Source organism: Chitinimonas lacunae (genome assembly GCF_042650885.1).
Lineage (GTDB): Bacteria > Pseudomonadota > Gammaproteobacteria > Burkholderiales > Chitinimonadaceae > Chitinimonas_A > Chitinimonas_A lacunae.
This window is the reverse complement of sequence record NZ_JBHSBU010000001.1, coordinates 2,719,014-2,740,131: the sequence shown is the minus strand read 5'-3', so window position 1 is coordinate 2,740,131 and position 21,118 is coordinate 2,719,014. Positions and strand designations below refer to the sequence as shown.

The window sequence follows — 21,118 nt, the reverse complement described above, 5'->3', positions numbered from 1 at the left end:
TAGTACAAAAAATGGAACTGCAAAAACGCAATGCATGGCTGCTTGGCTTATGTCAGTTCTGCTTTTTGGCGGCGTCGGCGGTCGGACTGGCCTTCAGCGGCCTGGCCGGCGCCTGGTTAGCCCCCGACAAATCGCTGGCCACGCTGCCATTTCTGGCGATTACCGTGGTGACGGCGGCCGCCACGCTGGTGGTGCCGCGTCTGATCCAGCGTCTGGGGGTACGTACCACGCTAAGCCTGGGGTCGACGATGGCGGCGCTGGGGGCGTGGCTGTCGGTCTGGGCACTGACCCAGCACCACTTCGTCCTGTTCTGTCTCGGCAACGCCTGCATGGGGCTCTATCAGGCGTGTGCCCAATATTACCGTTATATCGCCGCCGACAACGCCACACCGGATTTTCGTGCCAGCGCGATCGCCTATGTGCTCTCCGGTGGCATCCTGGCCGCCTTGTGCGGCCCCTGGCTCGCTGCCCAGTCGCAGAACTGGTGGGGCCTGGCGCTTTTTGGCGGCTCGTTCGCGCTGGCAGGATTGCTGGCCTTCGCCTCGCTGCCGCTGATTGCCGCGCTCAGGCTGCGGCCGGTCAGCCATGAGGCAAGCGTACAGCCGCCGCCGCGCCCGCTGCGGCAGATCCTGGCCGGCGAGGAAATCCGGCTCGGCATGGTGGCCTGTGTCGGCGGATACGCCGTCATGAGCTTTGTGATGACCGCCTCGCCGTTTGCCGTGGTCAGTTGCGGTTATAGCAACGCGGCAGCGGCGGGGGTGATCCAGTGGCATCTGTTGGGAATGTATGGACCATCGCTGTTGAGCGGCCGTCTGGTCGAGCGGCTGGGGGCGCGTCGGGTGGTGACGGTCGGGGTTGGGCTCGGACTGGCCGCGCTCGCAGTGGCTGCGCTGGGGCAGACGCTGAGGTATTTCCAGCTCGCCCTGGCGCTGGTCGGGATCGGTTGGAATCTGATGTATGTCGGCGGCACCGCCTTGCTGATGCGCAGCTACCGGCCAAGCGAAAAGGACACCGTGCAAGCCTGCAACGAATTCGCCACCTTCGGCGCCGTGGCGGTGGCGATTGCCCTAGCAGGCGTGGTGCAGAACCGCTTGGGATGGGAGGCAATCCTGTGGTTTGCCCTGCTGCCGCTTGGCATCGCTGCCTCGGCCTTGGCCTGGAATGGCCGCCGGGTGTGGCAGCGCGCCTAGCGCCTTTCCGTTTGAATCGAAGTCAACTCGCAACGCTCCGTGTGCGGTCTGCGCCTGACGCTTTGTGTCCGGACCCGCTGACGCCCAGTCTCTCGACAATGTGCTGATTCATTGCCGTTTCCAAGCAAAAACGGCCGGGTTGCCCCGGCCGTTTACCGTTTTGCGTCTGAGGGGGCGTTCTGGACCATCTGAGGGTCGGACGCCGGGGTCGGACGCGAACCGGTTCAATCGCGCTCGAACAGATTACCCAGTCCACCGAGCACCGAGCCTTGCTCGCCGCCCGAGCTGCCGCCGATGGTGGAGGCGCCGACGATGCGGTTGGCCAGTCGTGCCAGCGGCAGCGATTGCAGCCAGACCTTGCCCGGACCGCGCAGCGAGGCAAAGAACAGCCCTTCGCCACCGAACAGTGCGCTCTTGATATTGCCGACGTACTGGATATCGAAGTCGACACCCGCCGTGAAGGCCACCACGCAACCGGTATCGACACGCAGGGTTTCGCCCGGCATCAGGTTCTTTTCGATAATGGCGCCGCCGGCGTGGATAAACGCCATGCCGTCACCTTCGAGCTTTTGCAGGATAAAGCCTTCGCCGCCGAAGAAGCCGGCGCCGAGCTTGCGTTGCAGGGCGATACCGAGCGAGACGCCCTTGGCCGAGCACAGGAAGGAATCCTTCTGGCACAGCAGCGTGCCGCCCAGCTTGGACAGATCGACCGGGATGATCTTGCCCGGATAGGCCGCGCCAAACGCCACCCGGCGCTTGCCTTCGGCCCGGTTGTAGAACACGGTGGTAAACAGCGATTCACCGGTCAGCAGCCGCTTGCCGGCGCCGAACAGCTTGCCCATCAGGCCCTGCTGCTGGCTCGAACCATCGCCGAAGATGGTGTCCATGGCGATGCCGTCTTCCATATAGAACATCGTGCCGGCCTCGCCGACCGCTGCTTCGCCCGGGTCAAGCTCGATTTCGACGAATTGCATATCGTCGCCGAACAGGCGGTAGTCGATTACATCCATTGCCATGATGCGGTCCTCTCGTCAGATAAAAGTTGGCTATCGCCGGGGTTGATGCACATGACGACGCCGGCCATGTTCGGTCAGCGCCGCAGTCAGATCACCCGCGCCCGGCCGTACACCGTCAAGCGGCGTCAGACCGAATTTGCGGGTCAACAGTTTCAGAATCGATGTGGTGTCGTAAGGGGTGTGATCGGCGTAAGCGCGTCGCACCCAGGGCGAAATCAGCAGGGTCGGCACCCGTGGTCCCGGTCCCCAGCGGTCGCCCTTGGGCGGGGCGACGTGATCCCAGAAGCCGCCGTTCTCGTCATAGGTGACGATCACCAGCGTTTTCCGCCATTGCGGACCACGGCGGATCTTCTCGACCAGTTCGGCGATATGCCGGTCCCCCGCCGCCAGATCGCCGCCCGGATGCTGGTTCAGCATCCCATGCGGCTTGTAGAACGCCACCTGCGGCAGCGTGCCGCTGTCGATGGCCTGGACGAAATCCTCGCCATCTTTGAGATGGGCAGCACGTGCCGCCGTGCCCGGCGCGTAGTTGGCGAAATAGTTATAAGGCTGGTGATGAGCCTGGAAGCCCGGCGAATCGGGGCCGTCGCCATAGATTACCTTGCGCGGCACTTCGGCCGGCTGCATCCCTTCGGCCACCGCGGCGTTCCAGGCCGCGCCATACCAGGCCCAGCTCACGCCTTTTTCCGACAGGGCATCGCCGATGGTGCGCTGGGTCTGCGGCGGCAAGGTGGGTCTGGCCGGGTCGGTCAGGCGCGCGTCGCCTTCCTTGGCCGGCGGGACATTGCTTGGCTGATAGGGAGGCTGGATCGTATTGACCGCATAGCCGTCGGGCGTGATCGAGCCATCGCGCACATAACGTGGCGGACCGTCGACGGCGCTTGCCGGCGAGTCGGGATGGCGCTTGAGCCGCACGCCGTCTTCATCGAGCACTGCCCGCATCCGCTCGGGCGCCTCGGGAAAGCTCGGCGTACAGGCACAAGCGAGCCACATATGGTTGAGAAAGGAGCCGCCAAACGCCGCCATGAAGAAGCGATCAGCGAGGGTGTACTGGCGCGCCAGCTTCCATAGCGCCATCGAGCGGCCGTTGTAATGGCCCATGGCAAAGGCGCCGGCGTTGGAGACGGCGGCAAAGCGGTCCATTCGGCCGCCGTTGATCTGTTCCTGGTTCTGGTAGAAACGGTGCACCAGATCGCGCGTCACTTGATCGAGGCCAAGCCGATAGGGCGGCGCATCGAGCCGGAATGGCCGGTTGGCCGGGCGCGGCAGTTCGGCAAAGGCCGGGTCGATCTGGCCGGGCTGCTTGCTGTCTTCCTGCCAGATGGCGGGCAGCAGCTTGAACACGCTGCCGTCGTGATCGGTCTGGCGGTATTGGCGAGGCTTGAGACCGCGCACGCCGTCGGCGCCGGGAAACAGGCCGTACAGATGGTCAAAGCCCCGGTTCTCGCCATAGATGACCACGATATGCTCGATTCGATCGAGCGGCGCTGCCAAGGCCGGCATGGCAAGGCCAAGCAGCAGGGCAGGAATCAGACGCGACATGGTGCGGGTTTCTCTTCGGTGGCGGGGACGTGCTGCTTAGGACGTCTCTTGTACTTATTATTCATTTATCTATATACATGGCTATGAGTCTTGTAATCTCTTTGCAGATTCATGACCACGCTAATCCTTTTCCGGCGTTGCCTCGCCCCAGCGCTGCATCAGCCGGTGCGGGACGCCCAGCTGGTCGAGTATCCGGGCGACGATAAAGTCGACCAGGGCGCCGATGTCCTGCGGATGGTGATAAAAGCCCGGATTGGCCGGCAGGATACAGACCCCGAGCCGAGCGAGCTTGAGCATGTTCTCCAGATGCAGCGCCGAGAAAGGCGTCTCGCGCGGCACGATCACCAGCTTGCGGCCTTCCTTGATGGCCACGTCGGCGGCACGCTCGATCAGATTGTCCGACAGACCGCAGGCCACCGAGGCCAAGGTGCCCATGGTGCAGGGACAGATCACCATCGCATCGGCCGGGTTGGAGCCTGAGGCCACTGGCGCAAACCATTCCTCGCGCCCGAATACCCGCAATCGGCTCGCATCGACCTGGAAGCGCGCCTGCAACTGCGCTTCGACTTCGCGCGCCCGCGAGGGCCAGGTTTCGCCGATCTCCTGCCGGATCACCACCTGGGCCGCCTGCGAGTAGAGCAGATAGACCTGCACACCGGCCTCAAGCAGACATTCGAGCAGACGCAGGCCGTAGGGCATGCCCGAGGCGCCGGTGAGCGCCAGGGTGACGGTGCGGGGAGGATTCATGCAGCAGTCTCCGAACAGGGATGACGGGCCAGCCAGGCCGCAGCAATCAGGCCGTTGACCAGTCCGGACAGCAAGGCGGCACTGGCCAGCGGCGGCAATAGATAGATCAGTCCGGGGCTTGGCACCAGCCAATAGCGCGCCACCAACCACTGCGCGCCGATATGGGCCAATGCCGCGAGCAAGGAGGCACTGACCGGGCCGAACCATTGGCGCGGCAGACGCGACCACGGTGCCAATACCAGCAGACTTGCCAGCGCACCCGCCGCGCCCAGAAAAAAGCCCGGGGTCAGCAACTGACCGAACAACAGCGAGGACGCTACCACCCGCAGCCCCGCCACCCAGGCCGCCGTGCGCCAGCCGTAACGGTCAAGTGCAATCAGCGTCACGATATTGGCAAAACCCGGTTTGACACCGGGCAGCGGCGACGGAATCGCCGCATCGAGACAGGCAAGCCCGATCGCCGCAGCGGCAAGTCGCGCGATGCGATGGTCTTCGGCGTTGGCCACCAGCTCGATACGGCTCATTGCTCAGCGCTCCGGCTTGTGGCGCGGCAAGGGGGCAGGCTGGGTGGATTCAGCAATGGGATTTGCATAAAAATACTATTTTTCTATTTTTGTGGCTAGAAATGTTGCAAGTATTTTGCAGATAATTTGATATATGCCGCTCTGCCTGTCGGCCCCGCTGCCAGCTCCATCGCTCCTCTAACAGAACCCGATTGCACCACCATCGACCCGGTCGCGGCAGCGAACAGGTGACGAAACGCCGGGACAGTGGTGTGGCCTGTCGATAGACACCATCGGATGGGGCGCAATAAGCCTAGTTCATTGTCCAGGCGCCGTGTCGGGAAGCGGGGTTGGGGGCAGGTGGATGCGGGCATGGTGGCGAGGCGGCCGGTATGGCGGAACGGGCGCTCAATAGCTCAGGCTGTCGTACAGCGGCTCGCGGCCGACCACGGCGATTGCGGTGCGATTGGGCAGACACAGCGCACTGTCGCCAGCCTGACTGAGCCAGCCTGCCCGCACGCAGTATTGGCGCGGACTCGGGTCAGCCAGGATACGGGCGCGGCCTTGGCCGACCTCGACCACCGTGGTGCCAAGCGGTCCGGGTAATTCAAGCCGCTGGGCCCGGTCGAGCGGCAGTTCGGCCACGGTGCGGCCGTCGGCGCTGGCGATCAGGCGCAATGAGGCCGGACGTTGCCAGCAGTAGGGGAAGCTGACGCCTACCAGAACCAGGCCACCGGCCAATAGCAGCCAGTCGCCCGGCCGCAGCAGGGCCAGCCAGTCAGCGGTGCTCGCCATCCTGTTCGCGATGGCGCAACAGCACCTGACGTTCGCCACGGAAGCGCCCGGCCAGCCGTTCGGCCAGATAGACCGAGCGATGCTGGCCGCCGGTGCAGCCGATGGCCACCGTCACATAGCTGCGGTTGTCGCGGTCGAACGAAGGCAGCCAGTGCTCGAGAAAGGTTTCGATATCGTGATACATCCGCCCCACTGCCGGCTCGGCCGCCAGAAAGTCGATCACCGGACGGTCGCGGCCGCTGAAGGGGCGCAGGACCGGGTCGTAGTAGGGATTGGGCAGACAGCGCGCATCGAACACGAAGTCGGCATCGAGCGGCAGACCATGCTTGAAGCCGAACGACTGGAAAATCACGGTCAGCCGCGACTGATCGAGTGCCAGAAACTGGCGCACCCAGGCGCGCAGCGCATTGGCCGACAGATCGCTGGTATCGACCCGATGAGCCAGATCGGCCACCTCGGCGAGGATTTCGCGCTCCAGCGTAATGCACTCGGCCACGGTCAGGTCGCCATGCAGGGTCGACAGCGGGTGGCGGCGGCGGGTCTCGGAAAAGCGCTTGAGCAGGGCTTCGTGCTTGGCTTCGAGAAACAGCAGCCGGACATCGAGCCCACGCGCCTTGAGGTCGGCCAGACAGGCGGGCAGGGCCGGCAGGCTCTGCGCGCTGCGGATATCGACGCTGATGGCCAGTCTTGGCTGGCCCTGGGCTTCGAGCAGCTTGACGGTGTCGGCGAGCAGGGTGGCCGGCAGATTATCGATACAGAAATAGCCGAGGTCTTCGAGCAGCTTGAGCGCCACGCTCTTGCCCGAGCCTGACAGACCGCTGACCAGCACCAACTGTAGGGTCATTCGCCCGACTCCATGAAGCGCTGGTGCCGCTCGATGAATTCTCGGGTGGAATCGATACCGCGCAGTTGCAGGATGTAGTTGCGCACCGCCGCCTCGACCAGCACGGCCAGGTTGCGACCGGCCGCCACGGGCAGCACGACTTTGCGGATCTCGACCCCGAGCACTTCCTGCGTCGCGGCCTGCATCTGCAAGCGGTCAAGCGGCGTCATCGCCTCGCTGGCCTTGGCCAGATGGATGATCAGCTTCAGGTTCTTGCGCGGCCGTACCGCCGTCTCGCCGAAGATGGTGCGGATATTGAGCACGCCCAGGCCGCGCACTTCCAGGAAATCACGCAATAGCGGCGGACAGCGGCCTTCGAGCGTATCGGGGGCGATCCGGTACAGCTCGACCACATCGTCGGCCACCAGACCATGGCCGCGCGAAATCAGTTCAAGCGCCAGCTCGCTCTTGCCCATGGCGCTCTCGCCGGTCAGCAATACGCCGACTTCAAGAACATCAAGAAATACGCCATGAAGGTTGGTCGATACAGCTAGGGCCTTGGCCAAATAGAAACGCAGCACGTCCATTAGATAGGGCGACTGCTCGGGCGAGGTCAACAGCGGCACATGGGCCCGCTCGCAGGCCTCGCGCAGGACATCGGGGACGGCCTGGCCGTTGGCGATGATCATCGCCGCCATCTCGGTCGAGAACAGCCGGCCGATCGATTTCTTCAGCGATTCGCTTTCCTGCTCGAGCAGATAGGCGATCTCTGCCAGGCCCAGCACCTGGACCCGGTTCGGGTGGACGAAATTGAGGTGGCCGACCAGCGAATGGGTCGGCTTTTGCTGATTGGCCTCGTTGCCAAGCAGATTATTAGCGCCGCTCTGGCCGGCCAGCCAAGTCAGCCGGAGCTTTTCGGCGTTGTCGATAAACAGCTGGCGAACCGTGATTTGCGGCATGGAGGCTATCCGGCGATCAGTTGATAGGCTTCGGCCGGGGTCTTGGCCTCAGCGAGTGCGTCGCGGAGCTTCTTGTCGCTGAACAAGTGCGCCAGCTCGGCATAGATATAGAGATGCAGATCGGCCTGTTCGGGCAGCAACAGGATAAAGACCAGATTGACCGGTTTGCCGTCGGGCGCCTCGAACGGCAGCGGGGTCTTGAGCCGGACAAAGGCGCCGACCGCGTCCTTGAGGCTTTTGATGCGACCGTGCGGAATCGCCACGCCTTGACCCAAGCCGGTCGAGCACAGCTTCTCGCGCGCAAACAGCGCGTCGAAGATTACGCTGCGGGCGATTCCGTGGCTGTTCTCGAACAGGATGCCGGCCTGCTCGAACAGGCGCTTCTTGCTGGTCAGGTCGAGGTCGAGGAATACGTTGTCCGGGGACAGGATGGAGGCGATCAGGGCCATGGGCTGATCCATCTGAAAGAGCGCGCCATTGTACGCTGGCTTTGCGTCGGAAAAAACGTCGTCAGCGCGTCGGCCGGGCGGCATCGAGTGACGCCTGGGCCCGGTCGAGCAATGCGGCGGCGCTGGCGCTGTGGCCGCTGCGGTGCACCACGAGGCCAATGCGCACCTCGACACCCGTGAATGTCTCGATCAGCTTGGTCGCCAGTCGCCTGGCATCGGCCTCGGGTTCCGAGGCCAGCCCTTCGAACAGGACCACATAACGGTTGGGCGCAAGCACGGTGAGCATATCGCCCCGGCGCAGCGCCTGGCGCAGCTGGGGCAGAAAGGTCGGGGCCGGTGGGGGATCGAGTTCGAGCAGCAGAAGCGCCAGATGGGCCAGCCCGTTCTGGGCGCCCAGCAGCGCCAGTTCGCAGCGTTCGAGGAAAGACGCCAGCGGCGCTTGCTCCGCGTGCGACGGCAGGGGGGGCGCTTCGACGTCCGGATTCGCTGCACTGGTCGGCATCGCGTGTCCTCCTGGGAAACGGATAGTGGGCAGATTGCTGGCGATCTGCCCGGAATCCAACTAGGTCGATTACCAGTCGCTTATATAAAAGCAGTTCACGCCTGACCCGGTGCGCGGCAAGCCTCGGTCTTCAGGCTGGGGAAGGATAGCGTGGACGGCGTAGCCGTCCTTGGGGGTTTGTTTTCAGTGTGGGGTCTGCTGCTGTTCGATGTACTGGCGGACGATGGAAATCGGTGCGCCGCCGCAGGATGAGGCGAAATAGGACGGCGACCACAGCACGCCGTTCCAGTAGCGTTTCTGGATGTCCGGCCGTTCCTTGCGTAGCAAGCGGCTGGACACACCCTTGAGGCTGTTCACGAGGTTGGATACGGCCACCTTGGGCGGGTACTCCACCAGAAGATGAACGTGATCGTCCTCGCCATCCATCTCGATCAGTTGCGCCTCGAAGTCGGCGCAGACCTTGGCGAAGATCGTGCGCAGCCGATTGATGGCATCGCCATCGAATACTTTGCGGCGATATTTCGCCACAAAGACCAAATGGACGTGCATCTTGAAAACACAGTGCCGCCCTTGTCGAATATCGTTATCATTGCTCATAGACCAAAAGTATTATTGAGGTATGGAACGACTTCAAGCCTTCAAATACGAACTGATGCCGACCGGCGAGCAGCAACGCGACATGCGCCGCTTCGCCGGATCATGCCGGTTTGTGTTCAACAAGGCACTGGCGTTACAGAAGGAGCGCTACGAACAAGGCGAGAAGAAGTTGGGCTATGCGGGGTTGTGCAAGCTGCTCACCGAATGGCGCAACAGCACGGAAACGGCATGGCTGGCCAATGCACCCGTGCACCCGCTGCAACAGACGCTCAAGGATTTGGAGCGGGCTTACAGCAATTTCTTCGCCAAGCGGGCCGACTTCCCGCGCTTCAAGAAGAAGAGCCAGTCGGACAGCTTCCGCTATCCCGACCCGAAGCAAATCAAGCTCGACCAGGCGAACAACCGCATCTTCCTGCCCAAGCTCGGCTGGCTGCGCTACCGCAATAGCCGGGACGTACTCGGCGCGGTGAAGAACGTCACCGTCAGCCAGTCCTGCGGCAAGTGGTATGTGAGCATCCAGACCGAGCGGGAAGTTGCACAGCCCATTCCGCAAGGTGGTGCGGTCGGTATCGACATGGGCCTTGCCCGCTTCGCCACGATGAGCGATGGCAGCTTTTTGGCACCGCTCAACAGTTTCAAACGGCACGAAATGGCCTTGCGCAAAGCTCAACGGGCGATGAGCCGCAAGGTCAAGTTCAGCCGTAACTGGAAGAAGGCGAAAGCCCGCGTCCAGAAGCTTCATTCCCGCATCGGCAATGCCCGCCGCGACTACCTGCACAAGGCCACGACAACCATTAGCCAAAACCACGCGATGGTGTGTATCGAGGACTTGCAGGTACGGAACATGTCCAAGTCGGCGGCAGGTACAACCAAGAAGCCGGGCAAGAACGTTCAGGCCAAGTCCGGCCTGAACAAGTCCATCCTCGACCAGGGCTGGTTCGAGTTCCGCCGCCAGTTGGACTACAAGCTGGCATGGAACGGCGGGTATCTGATTGCCGTACCTCCGCAGAACACAAGCCGAACCTGCCCGTGCTGCGGGCATGTGTCAGCGGAGAATCGCCAGACACAAGCGCGGTTCGCCTGCGTGGAATGCGGTGTCGAGGAAAACGCCGACTTGGTCGGCGCGATCAATGTTCTAAGGGCGGGACACGCCCGGTTAGCCTGTGAAGTGAGCGGTGAGGCAATGCCGCCAGCAGCAGGAACCCACCGAAGCGACTCAGTGGCGGCTCAATGCCGCGCCTGAGCGCCGTAGGAATCTCCGGACTTCAGGCCGGGGAGGATGTCAACGTGATAGCGGCGATACCAGGCCACGAAACGGTCCAGACCTTCCCGCAGCGGGGTACGCGGCGAGAAACCGGTCAGTCCGGCCAGCTTGTCGGTATCGGCAAAGGTGGCCGGCACGTCGCCCGGCTGCATCGGCAGGAATTCCTTGATCGCTTCGCGTCCGATGGCCGCTTCGAGCGTCTCGATAAAGCGTAGCAGCGGGATCGGATCGTGGTTGCCGATATTGCACAACCGGTAGGGCGCCCAGCTCTCATCGGGCCGGCTGCCGTCCCCCCCTGCGGTCGGCGCCAGCGGCAGCAGGCGGACGATGCCATCGACGATATCGTCGATATAGGTGAAGTCGCGCTGCAACTGGCCGTGGTTGAACACCTTGATCGGCCGCCCGGCCAGGATCGCCTCGGTAAACAGCCACGGCGCCATATCGGGCCGGCCCCACGGGCCATAGACGGTAAAGAAGCGCAGCCCCGTCACCGGCAGACCATAGAGATGGGCATAGCTGTGGGCCATCGCCTCGTTGGCCTTTTTGGTTGCGGCATAGAAGCTGACCGGGTGGTCGGTCGGGTCGGCTTCATGGAACGGTACCTTGGCATTCTGGCCGTAGACGCTGGAAGTGCTGGCGAACACCAGATGCGGCGTCCTGGCATGGCGGCAGCCTTCGAGAATATTGGTAAAGCCGAGCAGATTGGCGCTGACATAGGCATGCGGGTCGCGCAGCGAATGGCGCACGCCGGCCTGTGCAGCCAGATGGACCACGGCATCGAACGGCTCGGCGGCGAACAGGGCGGCAATGCTGTCGCGGTCGGCGATATCGAGCTGGCGCCAGACGAAGTCGGGCCGCTCGCGCAAGGTGGCAAGCCGCGCTTCCTTGAGCGCCACCGGATAGTAATCGTTGAGGTTGTCGATCCCGACCACCCGATGGCCGGCGTCGAGCAGGGCGCGGGCGGTGTGCATGCCGATAAAGCCGGCGGCGCCGGTGACAAGGATATTCATGCTGGTCTGACTCCGGAAAAACCGGCCGCACGGGCCGGGCAACTCAGGCGGAACGGTCGCTCTGACGCCAGCGCTCCATCAATTTGGCGTATTTGACGAAGGCAAAGAAGCTGCCGATGGCGATATGGGAAAAGCCGGCCGCCCCATCGAGCAGGCCGCCACGAAAGAAGAAATAGCGCACGAAACGCACCAGCGGCGACAGCCACAGCTTCAGATGACCGACGCGGCGGCCGGCGCTGAACAGCTGTTGCGCCTGCATATCGGTGTAGCGGTTCTGCTTGCTCAGGTATTCGCTCAGATTCTCGGCCGAGTCGTGCAGCAGGTCGCCGGTCAGCGTGCCGGTCGTGCCCTCGACCACTACCTTCTCATGGACCGTGTCCTCGCTCCATTGGGCGCGGCGGCGGTCGAACAGCCGCACGCACCAGTCGGGATAAGCCTCGCCATGGCGCAGATAGCGGCCGAAGAAGCGGTTGCGGCGGGCGCAGCGATAGGCCGGATGGGTCGGGTGGGCGAGCGCGGCGCGGATCGAATGGGACAGCTCGGGCGTCAGCCGCTCGTCGGCGTCAAGGCACAGCACCCAGTCGTGGCGCGCTTCCTCGACCGCCAGGCGTTTCTGCGGCCCGAAGCCCAGAAAGGTTTGGGTGATGAGGCGGGCGCCGTGACGTTGGGCGATGGCCAGTGTCTCGTCGTTGCTGCCCGAGTCGACTACCACGATCTCATCGACCAGTCCGCGGGCCGATTCGAGGCAGGCGTCGAGCTGAAGGGCGGCGTTCTTGGTGATCAGGACCAGGCTGAGCGCGGGCATGGCGGTAACTCGGAAGTGCAGGGCGGCGCCATTGTAGCGAACCGGCGCCGGCTATAATCCGGCCCATGCCAAAAATCCTGCTTCTGCGCCTCAGTTCGATGGGCGACATTGTCCACAATATGCCGGCCGCCACCGATATCGCGGCCCATTTCCCCGAGGCCGAGATTCACTGGGTGGTCGAGGAGAATTTCATCGAACTGCCGCAACTCCATCCGGCCATCAAACGGATCGTGCCCATTGCCCTGCGACGCTGGCGGCGACGGCCGTTCGACGCCGGCTATCGGGCCGAGATGCGGCGTTTCCGCGACACCTTGCAGGCCGAACGCTACGACCTGGCGATCGACTCGCAAGGACTGATCAAAAGCGCCCTGGTCGGTCGGCTCAGCGGCGCCACCGTGGCCGGCTTCGATCGGCACAGCGCCCGCGATCCATTTGCCAGCCTGTTCTATCACCGCCGCTTCGATATTTCGCGCGAGCTTCATGTGATCGTGCGCAACCGACTGATCGCCGGCCGGGCGCTGGGCTATGAGCCCGAAGGTCCGCTCGATTTTGGTCTTCAGCCGCCGCCGCTCGAATTGCCGTGGCGCCCTGCCTCGCCTTATGCCGTGTTCCTGACCGCCACCAGCCGCGATGCCAAGTTGTGGCCCGAAGCCGACTGGATCAGCCTTGGCCGCGTGCTTGCCAGCCGTGGCCTGCGCTGTGTGCTGCCCTGGGGTTCGCCGCCCGAGCGCGAGCGGGCCGAGCGGATCGCTCAGGTCGTGCCCGATGCGGTGGTCGCGCCGCGTTTCAATCTGACCGAAGCGGCGGTGCTGCTGGCCGGGGCCGAAGTCGCGGTTGGCGTCGATACCGGCCTGATGCATCTGGCCGGTGCGGTGGCGACGCCCACCGTGGCCATCTTCTGCGATTCGCCGCCGCAACTCGCCGGGGTGCGTTCGAGCGCTTATGCCGTGAGCCTGGGCGGCATCGGCACGCCGCCGCGTCTGGCCGAGGTCGAAGCGGCCACGCTGGCCGGATTGGAGTCACGCGCTTGAACCGGGCCGCGCGCTGCCTCTATACGCTGATCTGGTGGCTGGCGACGCCGCTGGTGCTGGGCTATCTGTGGCGGCGCGGCCGGCGGCAGCCCGAGTACCGGCGCGATTGGGGTGAGCGCTTCGGTCGCTATGAAGCGCCCGCCCAGTCGCGCCCTACCTTGTGGCTCCATGCGGTCTCGGTCGGTGAAACCCGCGCCGCCGCACCGCTGGTGGAAGCGCTGTTGCAGCGTCATCCCGGCCACCGTCTGCTGTTGACCCAGATGACCCCGACGGGCCGCGCCACTGCCCGGCAACTATTCGGCGAGCGGGTCGAACTCGCCTATCTGCCCTACGACCGGCCCGATGCCGTGGCTCGCTTTCTCGACCGCTTTCGGCCCGAACTCGGCGTGCTGCTGGAAACCGAGCTGTGGCCCAATCTGATCCATGCCTGCGCCGAGCGTGGCATGCCACTTCATCTGGTCAATGCCCGGCTGTCCGAGCGCTCGCTGGCCGGTTATCGCCGGGTGCGCGGTCTGATCGCCCCGGCACTGGCCAGATTGGGCGCCGTGGCGGCGCAGAGCGCCGACGATGCCGAGCGGCTGCGCAGCCTGCTTGACCCGGGCACCAGCGGTCCGGTCTTCAGCGTCATCGGCAACCTTAAGTACGATTTCGCGGCCGACCCGGCGCTGGTGGCCCGAGGCCAGACCTGGCGGGCGGCGGCAGGAACGCGACCGGTCTGGCTGATCGCCAGCAGCCGCGAAGGCGAGGAGGCGCTGCTGCTCGACGCCTTGGCTCGGCGGCCGATCGGTGGGCTGCTGGTGCTGGTGCCGCGCCATCCGCAGCGCTTTGATGTGGTGGCGGCACTGCTGACGGCGCGCGGCCTGAGCTGGCGGCGGCGTAGTGAGTGGAATGGCGCCGATCCGCTTGAGCAGGATGTATTGCTGGGCGACAGCCTGGGCGAGCTGGCCGCCTATCTGGCGATGGCCGACCTGACCGTGATGGGCGGCAGTCTGCTCGATTTCGGCTGCCATAACCTGATCGAGCCGTGTGCGGTGGGGGTACCGGTGCTGATCGGTCCATCGACCTTCAATTTCGCGGAAGTGGTGCGCGACGCCCTGGCCGCCGGGGCCGCCCGGCAGGCAGACGACGCGGACGGATTATTGGCGCTGGTCGACCAACTGCTAGCCGACCCCACTGGCCGCGCCGCCATGGCCCAGGCCGGACGGGAACTGGTGCAACGCAACCGTGGCGCCCTGGCGCGGGCACTGGCGGTGATCGAGCCGGGCCTGCGGCACGATGGGCCAGCCCGTCCCGCCCACTCATCCTGAAACTTCCCCCTAAGGTTCGACCCATTGCTGAATCCCTGGCCGCGCTTTGCCTGGGCACTGCCTGTCCAAGGCCGGGTCCATCCGGCCAGCGCGTCGATGATGCCAGGTCCGATCTGTCGTCATCGGCCGGCTCCGGAGTGTTTTTGGCTTGCCTGCGAAGGAGACTAAGTGTGCGCAGCCAGTGTGGTGAGTGAGTCATAACACCGATCCGCGCGACAAACGGCTTGGATAAAGCTTGGGGGTTGGCAGGAAACCTTCCATTCTTATTTCACCTGCCTATCTCTCTTGTTGGTGGCAAGTGCTTGCTGCGATGGAGGTTTTATGGCGAGTGGGTCAAAGAGTGGAATGGATGGGTATAACGTTTATTTCTCTTAATGGCCTGCCACTGTATTTGCAGTGATTTTGCAGCTTATTTTATTTTTTTAGAGGCTGGCTGCATTCCCGGCCCTGTGGCAGCCAGCGGTAGCTGGGACGGCCTGCCGAGTTGAGTCCGCGACAGCGAAGTCCGGGCGCTGATCCGCAGCAGCCCTTGGATGGCAAGGGTAGCGGTCATGGTGGGAGCGTGAAGACGACTCAACGGCGGCGATTAGCCATTCTGGCCAGGGCATCGGCCAGCGGCGAAGGGGGAAGCGAGCGGGCGGCGTCGGCCAGCGTATCGCGGGCAGCATCGCTAAGTACCGGATTTCGCTTCGGTTTCGTCTGTTGGTGGGGCAGGGTCTCGACTTGCACCTTGACGCGGATTGCGTTAACTTCCAGGCCATTTTCGATCAGTCGGGCCAATAAACGGGTCTCCATCTGCCTGAGTTTGGCCGCGATTGCCGGGCTGCGTGTCGTGACCAGCAGGCAGCCATCTACCACGCCGACCGCCTGGGCCGCTTGGCTCAGTTCAACCGGGACGATTTGCTTCCATAGCAGGGCCAGACGCTGTTGTGCCGCCGCAAGACGGGCAATGCGCTGAAGCTCGGGCGTCGCGAGCAGACGGTTGATGTGACGTAACGGTTCGGGGCGGCTAGCGCTCATGGTGAGCAGACAAGGAGCGAAAACGTGAATGTTATTCTGCTGTCGGATCGAATGTCCAAAGCGGTCACGCTGGGCCCACGCCATCTGGCCGCGCTTGGGCTGCTGGCGCTGCTGGCGGTGCTGGGCCTGTTGAGCGCGGCAAGCTGGGGGACCTACGAAATGACCCGGCGCCTGGGCTGGCATATGCCCAATCTGCCCAGCCTGCCGGGCACGCCGGTGGCGCAGCAGCGCCAGATCGACGCACTGGCGGTCAAGCTCGGTCAGATGCAGGCGCAACTGGTGCGGCTCGATGGCCTGACCCGGCAGGTGGCCGGCAAGACCGGCATCGATGCCAAACCCTTCCAAAGTACCGTCAGTGCCCCGCAAGGTGGCGCCCGACCGCTGCGGGGCGAACACCCGATCAGCTATGGGGAGCTGGTCGCGCTGGTGACGGCGACCGACCGCCATATCGAAGCCGCGCTTGACCAATACGGTCTGTTCGAAGCGGTGCTGACCCAACAGAAACTCAATACCTGGCAGGCCCCGACCAGCCTGCCGATGGCCAGTGGCCTGCGTTCTTCCCAGTTCGGCTGGCGTATCGACCCGTTCAATGGGCGGCAGACTTTCCACGAAGGCATCGACTTTATCGGCGACGTCGGCACCCCGATCCGTGCAGCGGCCGGTGGCCGTGTGGTGACGGCGGAATACCATTCTGAGTATGGTAATATGGTCGAGATCGACCACGGCAACGGCATCAGCAGTCGTTATGCACATGCCTCCAAGTTGCTGGTGACGGCCGGTCAGGTGCTCAAGGCCGGCGAAAAGCTGGCCTTATTGGGTAGCACAGGTCGCTCTACTGGTCCCCATCTGCATTTCGAGATCCGCTACAAAGGCGTGCCGCAGAATCCCGCCTACTTCGTGGGCTTTTCCGGTGCCTCCCGTGTAGTAGCCGATAGTCGGTAATGATGGGGACTTGAAAAATTTTTATTCCGCCGGCATCTTTCCGGCGCTGATTCAAGTGAAGTTTCCGCACGGCGGATCGGTTTCCGGTCCGCCGTGTTTTTACGCCGCAGCGCGGCAAACGGTTTTTGGACGGCGCCCCTGGGCCCGCATGGACAAACGATGATCGCCGATTTGTTGAAAAAGATTTTCGGTAGCCGCAACGACCGGCTGCTCAAGCAGTACGGGGCCACGGTGCGTCAGATCAATGCCCTGGAAGCCCAGATTCAAGGGTTGAGCGACGCCGAGCTTCAGGCCAAGACCCCAGCTTTCCGCGAACGACTGGCCAAGGGCGAAGCACTGGCCGACCTGCTGCCCGAAGCCTTCGCCGTCTGCCGCGAAGCCTCGAAGCGGGTGATGAACATGCGCCACTTCGACGTTCAACTGATCGGTGGCATGGTGCTCAACGACGGCAAGATCGCCGAAATGCGCACCGGGGAAGGCAAGACCCTGGTGGCCACGCTGCCCGCCTACCTCAATGCGCTGAGCGGCCGCGGCGTCCATGTGGTGACGGTCAACGATTACCTGGCCCAGCGCGACGCCAACACCATGGCGCCGCTGTACAACTTCCTCGGCCTGACCGTCGGCATCAACCTGAGCCAGATGCCGCATGAGCAGAAGCAGGCCGCCTATGCCGCCGACATCACCTACGGCACCAACAACGAATTCGGTTTCGACTATCTGCGCGACAACATGGTCTATACGGTCGAGGAGCGGGTCCAGCGCGGCCTGCACTTTGCCGTGGTCGATGAGGTGGACTCGATCCTGATCGACGAAGCGCGGACCCCGCTGATCATCTCGGGCCAGGCCGACGGCAGCACCGAGACCTATCTGCGCATGAATGTGGTCGCGCCGCTGATGATCCGGCAGGAAAAAGAAGACGGCCCGGGCGATTACTGGGTCGATGAGAAGGCCCACCAGGTCCTGCTGTCGGAACAGGGCCACGAGCACGCCGAAGAGCTGCTGAGCCAGGCCGGCCTGCTGGCCGAGGGCGACAGCCTCTACGCGGCTTCCAACATTCCGCTGATGCACAATCTGTACGCCGCGCTGCGTGCCCATGCGCTGTATCACAAGGATCAGCACTATGTGGTGCAGAACGGCGAGATCGTGATCGTCGACGAGTTCACCGGCCGTCTGATGCCGGGCCGTCGCTGGTCCGAAGGTCTGCATCAGGCCATCGAGGCCAAGGAAGGGGTGGAGATCAACAAGGAAAACCAGACCCTTGCCTCGATCACCTTCCAGAATTACTTCCGTATGTATCAGAAGCTGTCGGGCATGACCGGTACGGCCGATACGGAAGCCTACGAATTCCAGCAGATCTACGGCCTGGAAACCGTGATTATCCCGACCAACCGGGCCATGGTCCGGCGCGATATGAACGATCAGGTGTTCCGGACCGCTGACGAGAAATTCAACGCCATTCTGGCGGACATCAAGGACTGCTACAGCCGCAGCCAGCCCGTGCTGGTCGGTACCACCTCGATCGAGAACTCCGAGCTGTTGTCGTCGATGCTGCAGAAGGAGGGCTTGCCGCATAACGTGCTCAACGCCAAGCAGCACGGTCGCGAAGCCGATATCGTGGCCCAGGCTGGTCGGCCCGGCATGATCACCATCGCCACCAATATGGCCGGTCGTGGTACCGACATCGTGCTGGGCGGCAATGTCGAGCACCAGATCAAGTCGATGGAAAACGACCCATCGGTCGACGAGTTCAAACGCACCATCGCCACCGCCGATCTGCGCCACCAGTGGGAAGGTCTGCACAAGCAGGTGGTGGAAGCGGGCGGTCTGCATATCATCGGTACCGAACGGCACGAGTCGCGCCGGATCGACAACCAGCTCCGTGGCCGTGCCGGCCGCCAGGGCGACCCGGGTTCGAGCCGTTTCTACCTCAGCATGGAAGACCCGCTGCTGCGCATCTTCGCCGCCGAACGGATCGGCGCCCTGATGCAGCGGCTCAAGCTGCCCGAAGGCGAGGCGATCGAGTCGGGTCTGCTGAGCCGGGCCATCGAGAATGCCCAGCGCAAGGTCGAAGGCCGTAACTTCGATATCCGTAAGCAACTGCTCGAATACGATGATGTCTCCAACGAGCAGCGCAAGGCGATCTACGCCCAGCGTAACGAGCTGCTCGAAGTCAACGATATTTCCGAAACCATCGCCAGCCTGCGCGACGGTCTGGTCAGCGATCTGGTCGACCAGCACCTGCCGCCGCACAGTATGGAAGAGCAGTGGGACGTGGTCGGCCTGGAAAAGGCGCTGGGCGAGATGCAGCTGTCCATCCCGGTGTCGGACTGGCTCAAGTCCGAAAACCATCTGGAACTCGATGCGATCAAGCAGCGCGTGCTCCAGGAAGTGGCTGCCGCTTACGCCGCCCGCAACGAAAGCATCGGTGCCGATGTGATGCGTCATTTCGAGCGTGCCTTGATGTTGCAGGTGCTCGACCAGCACTGGCGCGAACATCTGTCGCTGCTCGACCATCTGCGCCAGGGTATCCATCTGCGCTCCTACGGCCAGAAAAACCCCAAGCAGGAATACAAGCGCGAGGCGTTCGAGCTGTTCGAAGAACTGCTGATGCGTATCCGCCGCGATGTGGTGATGTTGGTGATGACCGTGCGGATCAGCTCCGAGGCCGATGTCGAGGCGCTCGACCAGCACGATACGCCCGATATGCAGTTCCACCACGCCGACTACGAGGAAGCGCTGGCCGGTAAATCCGAACAGGCCGGCGGCCCCGCTACCCCAGCGGGCAGCCTGCCGCCCGAAGTGATGGCCCGCACCAGCCGCAACGACCCGTGCCCGTGCGGCTCGGGCCTCAAGTTCAAGCAGTGTCATGGCAAGCTGAGCTGAGCCGACGCGGACTCCTGAAAAATAGCCATGCGAATTTCGCATGGCTATTTTCATTGGGTTCGAGACATGGTATGGCACATGGGCATTTATCTATGCGATTCATGCATATCTGCCTATGGCGCCCACTGCCACTCTGCCACCAATACACCGTCCCAGCGCAGCCATCTCCCCGGCGAATCAGGCCGGCACTCCCCGATTCGTGTCCAACGGGCACCGCGACCCGACGCTTCAGTCTTCTGTCAGACGGCGGGTGAGGAGGGGGCGCGGGAGAGGCTGAAGCAAGGCAGCCAGCCCCAAAAAAAGCGCCGCTCGGGGAGCGGCGTTTTCTCTAAATCGACTGGGTTGCAACTCAGTCGGTGGGGGCGGGAGTTTCCTCCTCCTCGACCCAAGGGCTGCCATGTCGGCGGGAAAGCCCAGTTTGATCAGCGTCGAGACGGTCCGGTTGGTGGGTGGTTCTCGTCTCGGCGCCGGTTTGCTTGCGCATTCGCTTCGGTCGCGCAATCGGTTTAGTTGCGGAAGCGGCCACCACGTTGCAGGACGGTCAGATCGACGAACTTGGAGCGGCTGTGGTTGCCGGCCGAGAAACCGACCTTGAAGCCACCTGCGTCGTATTCCTCCATCTTTTCGAAGGCCTGCATCAGGCTTTCGCGGGTCGGCTGCGGGCCAGCGCGGCGCAGACCTTCGACGAACACCTTGGCGGCAACGAAACCTTCGAGGCTGGTGAAGGAGATCGGGGCTTTCGGCTCAAAGCGCTGCATGGCGGCGCGGTATTCGCGAACGATCGGCTTCACGGCTTCGAACGGGAAGGGCATCACCTGGCTGATCACCACACCGGCACCTTCGTCGCCGAGTTCATCGGCCAGCGGGCGGCTGCCGACGAAGGACACGTTATAGAAGTGGGCGGTCGAGCCTTGGGCCTGCATTTCCTTGATAAAGGTGGCGCACGACTTGTAGGCGCTGATCATGATGACCGTGTCGGGCTTGGCGGCCGCGAGTTTCTTGACGGCATCGGCGACATTGGTCGAATTGCGTTCCACGGTGGCGACGGCGGTCATCGCCAGGCCACGCCGTTCGAGTGCCTGCTGCACCCCTTCCAGACCTGCCTTGCCGTAGGCGTCGTTCTGGTAGAACACGGCGATCTTGCTGAGGTTGAGGCCCAGAGCGTGGCGGACCAGTTTTTCGGTTTCTTCCGAGTAGCTGGCGCGGATATTGAACACATGGCGGTTGAATGGCTGGCGCAGTGCTTCGGCACCGGTGAACGGGGCGAAGAACGGCACTTTGGCTTCGGTGAACACCGGCATGGCAGCGAGGCTGGTCGGGGTGCCGACGTAGCCGAACAGGGCGAAGACCTTGTTCTGGTCGATCAGCTTGCGGGTATTGGCCGCAGCGCGATCGGGTTCGTAGCTGTCATCGAGCGTGATCAGTTCGATCTTGCGGCCATGGACGCCGCCGTTGGCATTGAGCATCGAGAAGTAGGCCATGGCGCCTTCACGCATCTCGCTGCCCAGGAACTTGGCGGGACCGCTCAGCGCTGCCGACTGGCCGATCACGATCTTGTCCTCGAGTACGCCGGGTTCGGCATATGCCAGGGCAATGGTCGCTGCGATACCAGTGCAGACGTGCGCTACGCGATTCCAGAAACGGCTGTTCATGATCCGGCCTCCACTTAAATCAGAAAACGTTAATGTAACGATGTTTTAAGCCTTTTCTTGTTGCGACGCAAGAGTGAAGTG

The 21,118-nt window shown here is 63.4% G+C and carries 20 protein-coding genes; 6 read left to right on the top strand and 14 right to left on the bottom strand.

Going from position 1 to position 21,118, the window contains the following annotated elements:
* Positions 1–11: 11 nt before the first annotated feature.
* On the top strand, positions 12–1,190 hold the full coding sequence (locus tag ACFOW7_RS11600) for an MFS transporter (protein WP_378164332.1): 1,179 nt from the start codon (positions 12–14) through the stop codon (positions 1,188–1,190).
* Between the two features lie 224 nt (positions 1,191–1,414).
* Here ACFOW7_RS11600 and ACFOW7_RS11595 read toward each other — a convergent pair whose 3' ends face one another.
* From ACFOW7_RS11595 to tnpA, 10 genes are all read right to left on the bottom strand, one after another.
* Positions 1,415–2,206 carry a TIGR00266 family protein gene (locus ACFOW7_RS11595; RefSeq protein ID WP_378164330.1) on the bottom strand — a complete coding sequence of 264 codons (792 nt, stop codon included), beginning with the start codon at positions 2,204–2,206 and terminating at the stop codon, positions 1,415–1,417.
* Positions 2,207–2,236: 30 nt separating this feature from the next.
* Positions 2,237–3,748 carry an acid phosphatase gene (acpA, locus tag ACFOW7_RS11590; RefSeq protein WP_378164328.1) on the bottom strand — a complete coding sequence of 504 codons (1,512 nt, stop codon included), beginning with the start codon at positions 3,746–3,748 and terminating at the stop codon, positions 2,237–2,239.
* A gap of 120 nt (positions 3,749–3,868) precedes the next feature.
* Complete coding sequence (locus tag ACFOW7_RS11585; protein WP_378164326.1) at positions 3,869–4,495, bottom strand: flavin prenyltransferase UbiX; 627 nt, start codon at positions 4,493–4,495, stop codon at positions 3,869–3,871.
* Positions 4,492–5,019 (bottom strand): Gx transporter family protein, encoded by a 528-nt coding sequence (locus tag ACFOW7_RS11580; RefSeq protein ID WP_378164324.1) that lies wholly within the window; start codon positions 5,017–5,019, stop codon positions 4,492–4,494. The genes ACFOW7_RS11585 and ACFOW7_RS11580 overlap by 4 nt, the downstream gene beginning before the upstream one ends.
* A 387-nt stretch (positions 5,020–5,406) precedes the next feature.
* Positions 5,407–5,793 carry a NusG domain II-containing protein gene (locus ACFOW7_RS11575; RefSeq protein WP_378164322.1) on the bottom strand — a complete coding sequence of 129 codons (387 nt, stop codon included), beginning with the start codon at positions 5,791–5,793 and terminating at the stop codon, positions 5,407–5,409.
* Positions 5,777–6,637, bottom strand: a complete 861-nt coding sequence (gene rapZ, locus ACFOW7_RS11570; protein ID WP_378164321.1) for an RNase adapter RapZ — start codon at positions 6,635–6,637, stop codon at positions 5,777–5,779. The genes ACFOW7_RS11575 and rapZ overlap by 17 nt, the downstream gene beginning before the upstream one ends.
* Positions 6,634–7,575: an HPr(Ser) kinase/phosphatase gene (gene hprK / locus ACFOW7_RS11565; protein WP_378164319.1), complete on the bottom strand. Its 942-nt coding sequence runs from the start codon at positions 7,573–7,575 to the stop codon at positions 6,634–6,636. Before hprK ends, rapZ begins: the two co-directional genes overlap by 4 nt.
* Before the next feature lie 5 nt (positions 7,576–7,580).
* Entirely contained in the window at positions 7,581–8,024 is a 444-nt protein-coding gene (locus ACFOW7_RS11560) for a PTS sugar transporter subunit IIA (RefSeq protein WP_378164317.1), read from the bottom strand.
* 61 nt (positions 8,025–8,085) lie between these two features.
* Entirely contained in the window at positions 8,086–8,526 is a 441-nt protein-coding gene (locus tag ACFOW7_RS11555) for a hypothetical protein (RefSeq protein WP_378164315.1), read from the bottom strand.
* Between the two features lie 183 nt (positions 8,527–8,709).
* Positions 8,710–9,123 (bottom strand): IS200/IS605 family transposase, encoded by a 414-nt coding sequence (tnpA, locus tag ACFOW7_RS11550; protein WP_378164313.1) that lies wholly within the window; start codon positions 9,121–9,123, stop codon positions 8,710–8,712.
* Positions 9,124–9,145: 22 nt separating this feature from the next.
* Between tnpA and ACFOW7_RS11545 the strand changes: the two genes are divergently transcribed.
* On the top strand, positions 9,146–10,366 hold the full coding sequence (locus ACFOW7_RS11545; protein WP_378164311.1) for an RNA-guided endonuclease InsQ/TnpB family protein: 1,221 nt from the start codon (positions 9,146–9,148) through the stop codon (positions 10,364–10,366).
* Here ACFOW7_RS11545 and ACFOW7_RS11540 read toward each other — a convergent pair.
* Both ACFOW7_RS11540 and ACFOW7_RS11535 read right to left on the bottom strand, forming a co-directional pair.
* The gene (locus ACFOW7_RS11540; RefSeq protein WP_378164308.1) at positions 10,351–11,397 is read right to left on the bottom strand and encodes an NAD-dependent epimerase; all 1,047 of its coding nucleotides are present in this window, start codon (positions 11,395–11,397) and stop codon (positions 10,351–10,353) included. The genes ACFOW7_RS11545 and ACFOW7_RS11540 overlap by 16 nt on opposite strands.
* Positions 11,398–11,440: 43 nt before the next feature.
* Complete coding sequence (locus tag ACFOW7_RS11535; RefSeq protein WP_378164306.1) at positions 11,441–12,202, bottom strand: glycosyltransferase family 2 protein; 762 nt, start codon at positions 12,200–12,202, stop codon at positions 11,441–11,443.
* A 65-nt stretch (positions 12,203–12,267) separates the two neighbouring features.
* On the opposite strand from ACFOW7_RS11535, the gene waaC reads away from it, so the two are divergent.
* A complete protein-coding gene (gene waaC / locus ACFOW7_RS11530) occupies positions 12,268–13,233 on the top strand; it encodes a lipopolysaccharide heptosyltransferase I (protein ID WP_378164304.1) in 966 nt (321 codons plus the stop codon).
* Positions 13,230–14,540: a lipid IV(A) 3-deoxy-D-manno-octulosonic acid transferase gene (waaA, locus tag ACFOW7_RS11525; RefSeq protein WP_378164302.1), complete on the top strand. Its 1,311-nt coding sequence runs from the start codon at positions 13,230–13,232 to the stop codon at positions 14,538–14,540. Before waaC ends, waaA begins: the two co-directional genes overlap by 4 nt.
* 573 nt (positions 14,541–15,113) lie before the next feature.
* Here waaA and ACFOW7_RS11520 read toward each other — a convergent pair.
* A complete protein-coding gene (locus ACFOW7_RS11520; RefSeq protein ID WP_378164300.1) occupies positions 15,114–15,560 on the bottom strand; it encodes a DciA family protein in 447 nt (148 codons plus the stop codon).
* A 24-nt stretch (positions 15,561–15,584) separates the two neighbouring features.
* Here ACFOW7_RS11520 and ACFOW7_RS11515 point away from each other — a divergent pair, with 24 nt between their 5' ends.
* Together ACFOW7_RS11515 and secA are read left to right on the top strand one after the other, a co-directional pair.
* Positions 15,585–16,502, top strand: coding sequence for a M23 family metallopeptidase (locus ACFOW7_RS11515; RefSeq protein WP_378164298.1), 918 nt, complete (start codon positions 15,585–15,587; stop codon positions 16,500–16,502).
* Between the two features lie 159 nt (positions 16,503–16,661).
* On the top strand, positions 16,662–19,385 hold the full coding sequence (gene secA, locus ACFOW7_RS11510; protein WP_378164296.1) for a preprotein translocase subunit SecA: 2,724 nt from the start codon (positions 16,662–16,664) through the stop codon (positions 19,383–19,385).
* A 506-nt stretch (positions 19,386–19,891) separates the two neighbouring features.
* Here the strand turns inward: secA and ACFOW7_RS11505 are convergent.
* On the bottom strand, positions 19,892–21,037 hold the full coding sequence (locus ACFOW7_RS11505; protein WP_378164294.1) for an ABC transporter substrate-binding protein: 1,146 nt from the start codon (positions 21,035–21,037) through the stop codon (positions 19,892–19,894).
* Positions 21,038–21,118: the final 81 nt, after the last annotated feature.